This is a genomic window from Anaeromassilibacillus sp. SJQ-5 (assembly GCF_054108045.1).
The window spans coordinates 3285915-3297557 of sequence record NZ_JBPJWQ010000001.1 but is presented as its reverse complement, the minus strand read 5'-3'; the positions used below and the strand labels follow the sequence as shown (position 1 = coordinate 3297557).

Genomic DNA, 11643 nt, shown 5'->3' with positions numbered 1-11643 from the left:
TGGTGGAAAACTTTCAGCCGCCCGCCTCCTTCCGACAGACCAGCAGGGCGTGGTTGCTCATGCCGGTGCACGCCTCGCTGGCGCACATCCGGTCGGCCAGTGGTTGGTATAAGGCGAAGGTTTCCTCGCTCATGGCGTCGATAACGCTGGCCGCCAGGAAGAAATCCAGCCCCAGATTGCTCACCTTGGTCAGCCCGTGCCGCTTCGCCGCGGCCTCCATCTCTTCCGGCGTGGTGTAGAAAAACACTCCCGGCTTGAAGTCGTCGGTCCCCTGCCCGAGCACGTATTCGTTGGCCCTTTTGCTGGGATAGAACTGCCGCAGGGTGTCGTGCACGCAGGCCGCGGCGTACACGCCTATCTGGCAGATGTAGGCGAAGGCCAGCACTCCGCCCGGCCGGCAGACCCGGCGGCATTCCGCAAAGACCAGCTCCCGCTCCTCCGGCGGCAGGTGGTATAAAGGGCCGAAGCAGCAAACCACGTCGAAGGAATCGTCAGGGATTTCCCCCAGCTGGGTGGCGTCCCCCACCCGGCCCGTGGCGTTGGTCAGCCCGGCCGCCCGGACGTTTTCCCGCAGCCGGTCAATGTGGGCGGGGACGAGATCCACCCCCACGTATTCCCGGCAGAGCGGGGCCAGCCGCAGGGCGTAATACCCGGTGGCGCACCCCACCTCCAGCACCCGGTCGGTTTTCTGGATATGCTTTTCCATGGTCTTCATGGTGTAGGCGAATTCCATGCCGGCCGAGCGGGATTGCGCCGCCCGGCTCTCCTCACGTTCGCCGTCCGCGTACAGCGCGCGGATTTGTTCTTCATTGCTGGACATAATGACCTTCCGTTCTCTCTTTGGCGTCTTATCGTGGATAATAGGTATAAAAACAAAAATCCCGCCGACTGGTGTCGGCGGGATTTTTTGGTGCGCCCGAAGGGATTCGAACCCCTGACCTTTTGGTTCGTAGCCAAACACTCTATCCAACTGAGCTACGAGCGCATAGGCTGTCCTTTTGAACAGCATAATAGATTATAGGGGGTTTTCCTCGGAATGTCAAGCGATATTTTTGCATTTTTTCGGTTTTTTCCAAACAAAAGCGGCCGCCCACACGACGGGCGGCCGCTTTTTCCGCACAATAGCGCGCGGTTTCGCTTATTTCTGCTCCGCCATCAGGCCGCAGATCTGATTCGAGAACTCCACCGGGTCCTCCACCGACATCCCCTCGATGAGAAGGGCCTGGGCGTACAGAAGCTGGCTGTAGGTTTTCAGCTTCTCCTTGTCGGTTTCATACAGGGCGGTCAGTGTGGCAAAAATGGGGTGGCTTTCGTTGACCTCCAGCACCCGCTCGGCCTTGACCTTGTTGTCGGTGGGCATGGCGTTGAGCACCTTTTCCATCTCGAGGGACAGCTCGCCGGCGGATGCCAGGCAGACGGGGTGAGTTTTCAGCCGCCGGGACAGGCGCACGGTCTGCACCTTGCCGTCGAGGGCCTCGGTCATGAAGGCGAAGAGATCCTTGTTTTCCTCCTGCTGCTTCTGCTCCTCTTCCTTCTCCTCCGGGGTATCCAGATCGAGATCGCCGGCGGAGACCGACTTGAACTCCTTGCCGTCCAGGTCATGGAGCACCTTGAGGGCGAATTCGTCCACATCCTCGGTCAGATAGAGGATTTCATAGCCCTTGTCCCGTACCAGCTCGGTCTGGGGCAGTTTTTCGATTTTTTCCACCGACTGGCCGCAGGCGTAGTAGATGCAGGTCTGGCCTTCCTTCATCCGGGAGACGTACTCGGCGAAGGTCACCGGCTTTTTCTCGGTGGAGGAGTAGAACAGCAGCAGATCCTTCAGGACGTCCTTGTTGCGGCCGAACTCGTTATACACCCCGTATTTCAGCTGCAGGCCGAAATTTTTGAAGAAGGTCTCGTATTTCTCCCGATCGTTTTCCAGCATGGAGAGCAGCTCGGACTTGATTTTCTTTTCCAGGCGGGAGGCGATGATCTTCAGCTGCCGGTCGTGCTGGAGCATCTCGCGGGAGATGTTCAGGGAGAGATCCTGGCTGTCCACCAGGCCCTTGACAAAGCTGAAGTGATCGGGCAGCAGGTCGGCGCATTTGTCCATGATGAGCACGCCGCTGGCGTACAGCTGCAGGCCCTTCTCGTAGTCCCGGCTGTAGTAGTTATAGGGGGCGCGGGCGGGGATGAACAGCAGGGCGTTGTAGGTCGCGGCGCCCTCGGTGCTGGAATGGATGACCCTGGCCGGGTTCTCGAAGTCGTGGAACTTCTCTTTATAGAAAGCGTTGTAATCCTCTTCGGTCAGCTCACTTTTGTTTTTCTTCCACAGGGGCACCATGCTGTTGAGGGTTTCCACCTCGGTATAGGTCTCGTATTCGCTGTCGCTGCCCTCCTTCAGGCGGCTGCGCTCCATCTCCATTTTGATGGGGTAGCGGATGTAATCGGAATACTTCTTGACCAGGGCCTGCAGCCGGTAGGGCTCCAGAAATTCGTCATAGTTCTCGTCGTCCGCGTTCGGCTTGATGTGCAGGATGATGCGGGTGCCGTGGCCCTCTTTCTCGCAGGGCTCCACCGTGTAGCCCGCCGCACCGTGAGACTCCCAGCAAAAGGCTTCGTCCGCGCCGAAGGCCCGGCTTTCCACCCGCACGCAGTCGGCCACCATGAAGGCGGAGTAAAAGCCCACGCCGAACTGGCCGATGATGTCCACGTCCTCCTTGGCCTCGTTCTCCTTTTTAAAGGCCAGGGAGCCGCTCTTGGCGATGGTGCCGAGGTTGCTCTCCAGCTCCTCCTTGGTCATGCCGATGCCGTTATCCTCCAGGGTGAGGATCCGGTTGTCCTTGTCCGCCGTGAGCTGGATGGTGAAATCCTCCCGGCTGACGCCGGTGACGTCGGCGGTCAGCGACCGGTAATACAGCTTGTCCATCGCGTCGCTGGCGTTGGAAATCAGCTCCCGCAGGAAAATCTCCTTATGGGTGTAGATCGAGTTGATCATCAGGTCCAGCAGCCGCTTGGATTCGGCCTTGAACTGTTTGGTTCCCATTGCAATCCCTCGCTTTTACATGTTGTACCGGGGCGGCGAAGAGCGTTAGCACTCGCCGCGCCAGAGTGCTAAAATAGAGTATAATCCAATTGAAGAGAAAGCGCAAGGCGTATTTGTTAAAAAATTGTAAAAGCTGATAAGGGAACGATTTCCGGAAAGGGGAAGGGGGCGGATTCGCGGGAAAAGCGGTAGACTTTTTGACGGACATGTTGTATATTAAGTTAGATACAATTCTTTAGCAAAGGCAGCGCGGGGGTTCACCCCGCTGAATAAAGGGAGATTCCATATGCCGAACAAAAAACGCAGACGAAAAAGACGGCGGGCGCTGCGCATACTGGTGGTCGCCCTGGGGGCGGTCGCGGTCGTGGGCGCGGCGGCCGGCCTGGTGGGCGGTGCCATCTGGCTGGCCGTGGCCCATCCGGACAAGCCTTCCTCCGGCCAGTCAGAGCCGGCGGGTCCGCCGGATTCCTCGGCCGCATCCGCGACGCTCCCCGCCGCGACGACCGACGAGCCCGGGGAGACGACGACCACCGCTCCGGCGCGGCCAGCCACCACCACACGCAGAGCGGCCACCCCTGGCTCCACCACCCGCGGTTCCACCACCGCGGCGGCGGTGGATACGCAGGCGCTCAACCAGAAGCTCGACGACATTCTGGCGAAAAACGGACGCACGCCCAAGGCCATCTACGACTATGTGCACGGGCACATGACCTACAAGAGCATGGCGCGGGGCAGCTCCTATGAGGAGATGGCTCTGTACGCTATCAAATACGGCAAGGGCTCCTGCTACCAATTCACCGCGCTGACCTATCTGCTGCTCAAACGGGCGGGCTACGACGCGTATTACATCGACGGCAACGGCTGGCAGGGCGGCGGGCCGCACACCTGGGTGATGGCCTATTTCGACGGGGGCTGGTATTTCATCGATTCCGTGTACGTCCGTTCCGCCAAGCTGACGCGGGCCGATCTGCTCCGCATCGGGTACAAGTGGGACGAAAGCCAATACCCCGCCTGCACCTGAGAACGGGAGCGGGCCGCCGGAAAGGACGGGATTTCATGACACGCAACCGACGGCTGGCCGCCGGCTTACTGACGGCGGCGGGCCTTATCGCGATGCTGGGAGGCTGCACGCCCGCCGCGCCGGCGGACGGGGACGCGTCCTCCCGCGCGCAAACCCCGGCGACGACGGGCACGGCGGCGCCGCCCCCCCCGCCCGAGGAGGCGGTGACCGACCCGGTCACCGGCGTGCTGTGCGTAAACGCCAACCTGACGGGCAAGACGGACAGCCAGTTCGAGCTGCCGCTGGCGGGGGCGACCGGGTACGCGTCGGTTCCGCTGAGCCTGACAGCCACGGCGGGAGGGACGGACAAGACGGCGGAGCTGAAAGCGGGGGAAGCCTTCCGCATCCTCGAGGAGCAGGGGGACAGCTGGCGGGTGGAAACCCGGAATGGCGCGTCCGGCTGGGTGCCCCACCGATACGCCTTTGTCAACCTGCCGGATATCCTGCCCTCCATCGTGTACGACATCACCAACGCCGACGCCTCGGTGTTCGTCAGCGCGGGCAAGGACATCCCGGGCATCACGGGACAGAAGCTGTACGACAGCCGGATGCTCAACGAGAGGCTGGAGGACAACGAATACCTGGTGCCGGTGCTCTACGCCATGGCAAAGAAGATAGCGGCGGCCCAGAAGGCCGCCCTTGCCAAGGGGGACACGCTGGTCATCGTGGAGACCTTCCGGCCGCTGGACACCCAGCTGCTGGTGGCCAAGCAGCTGGAGGCCCTGAGCGACGCGGACAGCGAGGTGCGCCGAGGAATTTCCACCGCGCCCTGGGGGATCGGCTGGTTCATCGCCAACCAGGTGTCCACCCATCAGAAGGGGTGCGCCATGGACGTGACGCTGGCCAAGCTGAAAACGGTGCGCCGCTACCGCAGCGGCGCGTATGTCTACAGCCGGGCGTCGCTTTACGAGCCGTACGAGATGCCCACCCCCATCCATGAGCTGAGCAACCGGGCGGTGTCCCTGGCAAAGCCGGTAAACTCCCGCTCCGCCACCGCGTGGAAGGCGGTGGCGGCCGCTCCCACCATGAACGAGCCGGCGCTCAAGCTGCGGCAGTACTGCACCGACGCGGGCCTGTCCCCCCTGGCGTCGGAATGGTGGCATTTCAACGATCTCGAGGCCAACGCGGCCATCGGCAGCCGCTACATGACCACGGCGTTCCAGGTGGCCGACTGTCTGACCGCCGCCTGCCCCTGATCGGCGGCGGGGCCGGTTTCCGGTCTTGTTTTACGATGAAGTTCCCTTGACCACAAACGCTACGGGCCGAAAGGTGTTACGACGTTTATGACATTCAGTTCCGTGAGTTTTCTCTGTCTGTTCCTACCGGCGGTGTTTGGGCTGTACCACATCCTGCCGGGGGCGCGGGCGAAAAACGCCCTGCTCATCGCGGCGAGCCTGCTGTTTTACGCCTGGGGCGAGCCGGTGTATATTCTGCTGATGATCCTCTCCGTCCTGGTCAACTGGCTGGCCGGGCGGTGGATCGGGAGCGCCCGGAAGGGCGCCCGGCTGCCCATGGTGCTGGCGGTGGTGTTCAACCTCGCGCTGCTGGGGGTGTTCAAATACAGCGGGTTCCTGATGGAGACCCTGGGCGCGGTGACAGGGCTGGCGCTGCCCGTACCCCGGATCAGCCTGCCCATCGGCATCTCGTTCTTCACCTTCCAGGCCATGTCCTATGTCCTGGACGTGTACTGGAATCCGGGGCAGATGCAGAAAAGCTTTTGGAGGCTGCTCTTATACATCTCTTTTTTTCCCCAGCTGATCGCGGGGCCCATCGTGCGGTACCACGACATCGAGGGGCAGCTTTCCAGCCGGACGGTGACGGCGAACGAGACGGCGGCGGGGCTGCGCCGGTTTCTGGCGGGGCTGGCCAAGAAGATGCTTTTAGCCAACGCCATGGCGGTGGCGGCTGACGGCATTTTCGGTATGGATCTGTCTATTTTGAGCGCGCCGGCGGCCTGGATCGGCGCGATAGCCTATCTGTTCCAAATTTATTTTGATTTCAGCGGGTACAGCGACATGGCCATCGGCCTGTCCCGGATGTTCGGGTTCACCTTTCCGGAAAACTTCCGGTACCCCTACGCGGCGCTGGGGATCAAGGATTTCTGGCGGCGGTGGCACATCTCCCTGTCCGGCTGGTTCCGGGATTATCTCTACATCCCGCTGGGTGGCAACCGCAAGGGGAAGGTTCGTACTTGGCTCAACCAGTTGATCGTCTTTTTCTGCACCGGGCTGTGGCACGGGGCCAACGTCACCTTCATCGTCTGGGGCCTGTTCCACGGGGCGCTGCTCATCGCGGAAAGCAGCGGGCTGCTGAACGTGCGAAAATGGCGGTTCAAGGGACTGGCGCATGTGTACACCCTGCTGATGGTGACGGTGGGCTTCGTGATTTTCCGGGCGGACACCATGGGGGATGCCTGGCTGTATCTCAAGGCCATGTTCACCTCCTGGAGCGTGGGCGGGGTTACCCTGCGGCAGGCGGTGGGGTATCTGACCCCGTATTTCCTCCTGCTGACCGCAGCGGCGGCCTTGGCCTGCACACCGGTATGGCCGCGGCTGCAGGAGGCGGCGCGGCGGCGGGCCGAGACGGGAGGCGGCGACGGGCTGGCCCGGGCAGTGCGGGCAGGCTCCTACGCCCTGTCGGGAGCGGCGCTGCTGCTGTGCCTGTTCGCGCTGGCCACCGATTCCTACAACCCGTTTATTTACTTCCGATTCTGATATGAGACCCATACCCACAGGTGGGAGAGACGCTATGAAGAAGAAACCGATAAAAATCGCCTATGTGGCCCTGGTGCTGGCGGTGTGCGCCTTCCCAGTGTTCACCATGCCGCTGTTCGGCGAGACGGCATCGACGGAGAAGCGGGAGCTGGCCGCGTTCCCCCGCCTGACGAAGGAGGGGGAAGGGTTCAACCTGGCCTTTTTCTCTGAGCTGAACACCTATTTGTCCGAGCATTTCAGCTTCCGCTCCCAGCTGGTGACGGCGGACAGCGTGGCGAAGGCCAGCTTGTTCGGCACATCGTCGGAGGACCAGGTGATCGTGGGCACTGACGGGTGGCTGTATTTTGAAAAGACGATGGACGATTACTGGGGACGGAACGTCCTGGACGAGAGGGGGACGGCCTGCCTGGCCCGGACGGTGGAGCTGATGCAAGAGTATGTGCAGGGGCAGGGGGCGGCCTTCGCCTTCGCCGTGGTGCCCAACAAGAACACGGTATATCCCGAGCACATGCCCTACTATACTCTGAAAACGCCGGATCCCACCAACCGGGAGCGGCTGGCCGCCGCCCTGGGCCCCCGTTCCTACGTCACCGATCTGACCGCGGTGCTCAGGGCGCCGGGGGAACTGCTGTATCACAAGCGGGACTCTCACTGGAACACGCTGGGGGCGCTGGCGGGCTATAACGCGGTGATGGACACGCTGGGGCTGCCCCATGAGGATTACGCGGACACGCCCCGGAGCGTACAGCAGATCTGGGACGGGGATTTGGACGCGATGCTGGATCCGGGGCTGGGACGCAAGGACGATCAGGTGGTGCTGGACACGACGTGGCATTACCGGTACACCTCCTCCTTTCGCAGCGAGGAGGACATCACCATCACCACCGAAAACGACAGGGGAAGCGGCCGGCTGCTGATGTTTCGGGATTCCTTCGGCAACGCGGTGCTGCCCTTTTTCGCGCAGGCGTTCCGGGAGGCGGAGTTTTCCCGCGCCGTGCCGTACCGGCTGGATTTGACGGCGGCGCGGCAGGCGGACGCGGTGGTGGTGGAGATCGTGGAGCGCAATCTCCCCGACTTGACCGTCCGCGCCCCGGTGATGCCCGCCCCCCGGCGGGATCTGCCGGGGGATGCCCCAGCCGACGGGAGCGCGGCGGCGCGTATCAAGACGCGCACGTCCCATGGCTTCCTCCACGTATACGGCGAGTTGGACGCGCGTTACAGCGGCAGCACAGCCGTCTATCTGCGGGCGGGCGGCGTCGGCTATGAGGCGTTTCCCATCCGGGAGGAGGCGCTGCTGGACGAGGGAGAGGGCGCGGGCTTTTCGGCCTACCTGCCCCCCGAGGCGGCGGATGGGCCGATCGAGCTGCTGGCCGAACAAGACGGGACCGTCACGGTCCTGGGAACCATCCAGCCCGCGCATGAAGCGACGGGCGACTGACTAGGAAAGGCAGGATGCTTACAATGAAAAAGTGGTTGAGCGTATGGGCGGCGGTGCTGCTGCTCCTTCTGGGGCTGACGGCATGCCAGGATAAGGGGGCGGACAGCTCTTCGGGCAGCCGGGCGATTGGGGATTTCCAGGCCGGGGGCGTGAGCGTGGCGCTGGGGCAGGAATATACCGAGGCGCTGGGGAACAGCCTGGGCGGCGCCACCGACGTGGTGGAGGCGCCCAGCTGCCATTACGACGGGATGGACACCATCTACACCTTCGCGGGCTTTGCGCTGTATACCTACCGTGCGGAGGATAAGAGCATCATTTATCTCATCGAGCTGAAGGACGACACGGCCGCCACCCGGGAGGGGGCCAAGGTGGGCATGACCGCTGGGGAGATCGAGGCGCTGTACGGCACCGGCTACACCGAAAGCGGGGTCATCCGCAGCTATCCCCTGGGCAAGGACGCGACGCTGGATTTCACCATGGAGGACGGCAAGGCGGCGCTCATCGAATACGTGGCGAAATAACAAAAGAGACAGACGGACGTGTCCGTCTGTCTCTTTTTGTTCCTGAAAAGCGGAGGAGGGCGCGCATGTTAGGAAAACGGGCGGATATGGAAAACAAAATGGGTGGCGTTTGTCCTTATCAAACGATATAATACGACTATATCGGATAAGGAGGAAAACCCCATGAATTTAGGAAACAGTTTATTTCATGCAAGGAAAAAACGCGGCCTTTCGCAGGAGGAGGTGGCGGAGAAGCTGGGGGTCAGCCGGCAGACCGTTTCAAAATGGGAAACGGACGAGACCGTTCCGGATATCCGCCAGGCGAAAAAAATGGCCGTGCTGTACAACCTGCCGCTCGATGACCTGATTGCTTTCGACGTTGACGTAAAGGAGATCCAGGAGATTATCGATAAAACCAGCGAGGAAGCGGAAGAAAAAATCGACTGGACAAAGGCATGGGGGAAAAAGTACCCGATTCTGGTCCGCTATCAAAAGGAGGTCAATGTTCCCGGCTATGCCCGGCGGCTGGCGGCCATGCTGGATGAATTGCGGCAGGAGTATTCGTATAGCGAACAGGATGCGATGCTGGTGCTGAAGGATATACTATACACGGTCTGGAAGAGCCGGAAAAGCTGACGAGGCGCCGATTGGCCGGAGCCGGTGATGGTGTATTCCCCGCCGCCGTCCAGGGAGGCGGCGGAGCGAGCGCCTACGATATTCTTAAGGCCCCGTGAAGGCGGAATCATAGTGTACAACCCCTCCGGCATACAGTGGACTGGAAGGGGGCGAGGCCATGAAGCCGCCTGTATTTGTGGTCACCGAGGCGTTCCGCCGACCGGACGAGGAGGAACGGCGGGCGTTTGTGCAGCGGGAGCTGCTCCGGTACATCGAGGCGCTGCGGAGGGCGGAGAGATGAGCCGCGCGGCGCTGTACTGCCGGCTGAGCAAGGAGGACGAGACGGCGGGGCCGGGCGGGGAGTCGGAGAGCATCCAGAACCAGAAGGCGCTGCTGGCCGCTTACGCGCAGGACAAGGGCTGGGAAATCGCCGGGGTGTACAGCGACGAGGATTATTCGGGGGCGGATCGGGATCGGCCGGGGTTCCGCCGGCTGCTGGCCGACGCCGAGGCGCGGCGGTTCGACATCCTGCTGGTCAAGACCCAATCCCGGTTCACCCGGGACATGGAGCTGGTGGAGCGGTATCTCCACCGGGATTTTCTGCTGTGGGGGATCCGATTCATCGCGCTGGTGGATCGGGTGGACACCGGAGTGCAGGGGGGCAAAAAGGCCCGGCAGATAAACGGGCTTATCAACGAATGGTATCTGGAGGATTTATCCGACAATATCCGGGCGGTGCTGGATTTCAAGAGGCGGGAGGGACGGTTCATCGGAAGCTTTGCGCCTTACGGATACCGGAAGGACGAGGCGGATCACAACCGGCTGGTCCCCGACCCGCAGGCGGCGCAGGTGGTGCGGGAGATATTCCGGCGGTATCTGGCGGGAGAGGGGACGGCGCGGATCGCGGCCGGACTCAACGCGGCGGGGGTGCCCAGCCCCACGGCCTACAAGCAGGAGGAGGGGCAGGCGGCGGCGACGCCGCTGTGGAGCCGCACCACGGTCTCCCGGATCCTTCGCAACCCGCTGTACACGGGGGTGGTGGCGCAGGGGAAACGGCGCAAGCCCAGCTACAAATCCAAGGTGCTGCTCAGCGTGCCGCGAGAGGACTGGGTGGCGGTGCCGGGGGCCTGCGCGCCGCTGGTGGACGCGGCGGATTTCGAAGAGGCGGGGCGGCTGCTTGAGGCGCACACCCGCTCGTCGGGGCAGGGAGAGCGGCACCGGCTGGCAGGGCTGGTGTTCTGCCGGGACTGCGGGGCGGCCATGGTGAAGGTATCCAGCCGGTACAAGGGGGAGACGCACAGCTATCTGCGGTGCGGGCGATACGCCGCCGACCGGGGGCAATGCGCCTCCCACGCGGTGCGGCTGGACTATCTGGAGGATCTGGTGACGGGGCGGCTGTGGGAGCTGCTTGCCCGGTGGTTTTCGCCGGAGGAGGTGCCGCCCTACCGGCCGGACGAGGAACTGGAGGCGGCGGTGAGCCGGGAGGCGGCGCTGCTCAAGGGGGAGATCGGCCGGCGGGATCGGGCGCTGAAGGAGTTGTATCTCGACAAGGCCTCCGGGCTGCTGACGACCGAGCAGTTCCGGGAGATGAGCGGCGACTATGCCCGGGAGAAGGCGGCCATGAGCGAGCGGCTGGCCCGGCTGGAGGAGACGATGGCCCGGCAGGCACAGCCGGAGCCTGCCGGGCGGGCGCTGGAGGATTTCGTGGACAGGGAGGCGATGCCGGCCCAGCTGCTGGCGGCGTTCGTGGAGCGAATAGAGGTCGGGACGCGGGACGGCGGCGGACGGCAGGCGGTCCGGATCGCGTGGAAGATTTAGGGAACCGGCGGGCGCTGGTTCAGACAGAGGACAATGGGGAAACCGTCGCCTAGGGGATGAAAAACACCGTGGGAACGCCGTGACTCGAAAAAGCGAAGAGGATGCTGCTAATTTTGCAGCATCCTCTTCACCTTTTTGTTTTCAGGAGGGGATCGACAAAAGCCCGCCCGGAGGGGCAGGCTTTCGGATGGATACGGGGGAATGGCTTATTCGGCGAAGCCGGATTCCACCAGGGTGACCAGGCCGTCCACTGCGCTTTCTTCGTCGGCGCCGTCGGCGATGATGCGGATGTTGGTGCCGCCGACAATCCCCAAGGACAGAACGCCCAGCAGGCTCTTCGCGTTGACGCGGCGCTCTTCCTTTTCCACCCAGATGGAGGATTTGAATTCATTGGCTTTCTGGATAAAGAAAGTCGCGGGACGGGCATGCAGCCCCACTTGATTCTGAACCAGCACATCTTTTACATACAT

At 62.6% G+C, this 11643-nt stretch carries 11 protein-coding genes and 1 tRNA gene; 8 read left to right on the top strand and 4 right to left on the bottom strand.

Annotation, left to right across the window (positions count from 1 at the left end; all coding sequences use genetic code 11):
- Positions 1 to 13: 13 nt before the first annotated feature.
- The 3 genes from ACSAMM_RS14285 to htpG form a co-directional block, all read right to left on the bottom strand.
- Positions 14 to 820 carry a methyltransferase domain-containing protein gene (locus ACSAMM_RS14285; RefSeq protein ID WP_457791950.1) on the bottom strand — a complete coding sequence of 269 codons (807 nt, stop codon included), beginning with the start codon at positions 818 to 820 and terminating at the stop codon, positions 14 to 16.
- Between the two features lie 88 nt (positions 821 to 908).
- Positions 909 to 985 (bottom strand) — tRNA-Arg (locus ACSAMM_RS14280).
- A gap of 153 nt (positions 986 to 1138) precedes the next feature.
- Positions 1139 to 3028, bottom strand: coding sequence for a molecular chaperone HtpG (gene htpG, locus ACSAMM_RS14275; RefSeq protein ID WP_457791949.1), 1890 nt, complete (start codon positions 3026 to 3028; stop codon positions 1139 to 1141).
- Between the two features lie 286 nt (positions 3029 to 3314).
- On the opposite strand from htpG, the gene ACSAMM_RS14270 reads away from it, so the two are divergent.
- The 8 genes from ACSAMM_RS14270 to ACSAMM_RS14235 all read left to right on the top strand — a co-directional run bounded on the left by ACSAMM_RS14270 (position 3315) and on the right by ACSAMM_RS14235 (position 11173).
- Complete coding sequence (locus ACSAMM_RS14270) at positions 3315 to 4049, top strand: transglutaminase domain-containing protein (RefSeq protein WP_457791948.1); 735 nt, start codon at positions 3315 to 3317, stop codon at positions 4047 to 4049.
- 35 nt (positions 4050 to 4084) lie between these two features.
- Positions 4085 to 5284 (top strand): M15 family metallopeptidase, encoded by a 1200-nt coding sequence (locus ACSAMM_RS14265; protein ID WP_457791946.1) that lies wholly within the window; start codon positions 4085 to 4087, stop codon positions 5282 to 5284.
- An 87-nt stretch (positions 5285 to 5371) separates the two neighbouring features.
- Positions 5372 to 6802: an MBOAT family O-acyltransferase gene (locus ACSAMM_RS14260; RefSeq protein ID WP_457791944.1), complete on the top strand. Its 1431-nt coding sequence runs from the start codon at positions 5372 to 5374 to the stop codon at positions 6800 to 6802.
- A gap of 34 nt (positions 6803 to 6836) precedes the next feature.
- Positions 6837 to 8240, top strand: a complete 1404-nt coding sequence (locus ACSAMM_RS14255) for an alginate O-acetyltransferase AlgX-related protein (protein ID WP_457791943.1) — start codon at positions 6837 to 6839, stop codon at positions 8238 to 8240.
- A 23-nt stretch (positions 8241 to 8263) separates the two neighbouring features.
- A complete protein-coding gene (locus ACSAMM_RS14250) occupies positions 8264 to 8761 on the top strand; it encodes a hypothetical protein (RefSeq protein ID WP_457791942.1) in 498 nt (165 codons plus the stop codon).
- Between the two features lie 162 nt (positions 8762 to 8923).
- Positions 8924 to 9376: a helix-turn-helix transcriptional regulator gene (locus tag ACSAMM_RS14245; protein WP_457791941.1), complete on the top strand. Its 453-nt coding sequence runs from the start codon at positions 8924 to 8926 to the stop codon at positions 9374 to 9376.
- Between the two features lie 157 nt (positions 9377 to 9533).
- On the top strand, positions 9534 to 9656 hold the full coding sequence (locus ACSAMM_RS14240) for a hypothetical protein (protein ID WP_457791940.1): 123 nt from the start codon (positions 9534 to 9536) through the stop codon (positions 9654 to 9656).
- Positions 9653 to 11173 (top strand): recombinase family protein, encoded by a 1521-nt coding sequence (locus ACSAMM_RS14235; RefSeq protein WP_457791939.1) that lies wholly within the window; start codon positions 9653 to 9655, stop codon positions 11171 to 11173. The genes ACSAMM_RS14240 and ACSAMM_RS14235 overlap by 4 nt, the downstream gene beginning before the upstream one ends.
- Before the next feature lie 206 nt (positions 11174 to 11379).
- Here the strand turns inward: ACSAMM_RS14235 and ACSAMM_RS14230 are convergent, their stop codons facing one another.
- On the bottom strand, positions 11380 to 11643 hold the full coding sequence (locus tag ACSAMM_RS14230) for an HPr family phosphocarrier protein (RefSeq protein WP_178721031.1): 264 nt from the start codon (positions 11641 to 11643) through the stop codon (positions 11380 to 11382).

Bases quoted from the DNA above. Each gene is read 5' to 3' on its own strand.
- ACSAMM_RS14255 (WP_457791943.1), top strand. From the start codon at position 6,837: ATGAAGAAGAAACCGATAAAAATCGCCTATGTGGCCCTGGTGCTGGCG.
- ACSAMM_RS14235 (WP_457791939.1), top strand. From the start codon at position 9,653: ATGAGCCGCGCGGCGCTGTACTGCCGGCTGAGCAAGGAGGACGAGACG.
- ACSAMM_RS14250 (WP_457791942.1), top strand. From the start codon at position 8,264: ATGAAAAAGTGGTTGAGCGTATGGGCGGCGGTGCTGCTGCTCCTTCTG.
- htpG (WP_457791949.1), bottom strand. From the start codon at position 3,028: ATGGGAACCAAACAGTTCAAGGCCGAATCCAAGCGGCTGCTGGACCTG.
- ACSAMM_RS14265 (WP_457791946.1), top strand. From the start codon at position 4,085: ATGACACGCAACCGACGGCTGGCCGCCGGCTTACTGACGGCGGCGGGC.
- ACSAMM_RS14245 (WP_457791941.1), top strand. From the start codon at position 8,924: ATGAATTTAGGAAACAGTTTATTTCATGCAAGGAAAAAACGCGGCCTT.
- ACSAMM_RS14260 (WP_457791944.1), top strand. From the start codon at position 5,372: ATGACATTCAGTTCCGTGAGTTTTCTCTGTCTGTTCCTACCGGCGGTG.
- ACSAMM_RS14240 (WP_457791940.1), top strand. From the start codon at position 9,534: ATGAAGCCGCCTGTATTTGTGGTCACCGAGGCGTTCCGCCGACCGGAC.
- ACSAMM_RS14270 (WP_457791948.1), top strand. From the start codon at position 3,315: ATGCCGAACAAAAAACGCAGACGAAAAAGACGGCGGGCGCTGCGCATA.
- ACSAMM_RS14285 (WP_457791950.1), bottom strand. From the start codon at position 820: ATGTCCAGCAATGAAGAACAAATCCGCGCGCTGTACGCGGACGGCGAA.
- ACSAMM_RS14230 (WP_178721031.1), bottom strand. From the start codon at position 11,643: ATGTATGTAAAAGATGTGCTGGTTCAGAATCAAGTGGGGCTGCATGCC.